At 74.0% G+C, this 624-nt stretch carries 1 protein-coding gene; it reads left to right on the plus strand.

Annotated elements, in window-relative coordinates; translation table 11 throughout:
* A partial coding sequence (locus CCN37_RS38565; RefSeq protein WP_143262097.1) for an ATP-binding cassette domain-containing protein occupies nt 1–624 on the plus strand: 624 nt, incomplete at both ends.

A 624-nucleotide genomic window follows, 5' to 3' on the forward strand; every position in this document is an offset into this window, starting at 1 on the left:
TCTTCGAGCTGTGCCAGCGGGTCACCATCCTGCGGGACGGCCGGTGGGTGGCCTCCGAGCCGCTGACGGGGCTGACCCAGGACGATCTGGTCCGCCGCATGGTGGGCCGGGATCTGGCCGAGCTCTACCCCAAGCAGGACAGCCGGGTCGGCGAAACCGCGCTGTCGGTGCGGCGGCTGACCCGTGAGGGCGTCTTCCGGGACGTCTCCTTCGAGGTGCGGCGCGGTGAGATCGTCGCGCTCGCCGGGCTGGTCGGTGCCGGGCGCACCGAGGTCGCCCAGGCCGTCTTCGGCGTGGACCGGGCGGACGCGGGCGAGGTGCGGGTCGACGGGACGGTGCTGCGGCCCGGTTCGCCGACCGCCGCCATGGACGCCGGGCTCGCGCTCGTCCCCGAGGACCGGCGCCAGCGGGGCCTGGTGATGGAGATGTCCATCGAACGGAACATCGGGCTGACCGGCCTCGACCAACTGGGCCGCGCGGGGCTGGTGCGACGGGCGCTGGAGCGCGGCCGGGCGGCCGACTGGGCGGTCCGGCTCCAGCTGAAGTACGGCAGCCTCGCCGACCACGTCGGGGTGCTCTCCGGCGGCAATCAGCAGAAGGTCGTGCTCGCCAAGTGGCTGGCGA

The sequence above is a fragment of the Allokutzneria sp. NRRL B-24872 genome (genome assembly GCF_002155965.1).
Classification (GTDB): Bacteria; Actinomycetota; Actinomycetes; order Mycobacteriales; family Pseudonocardiaceae; genus Allokutzneria.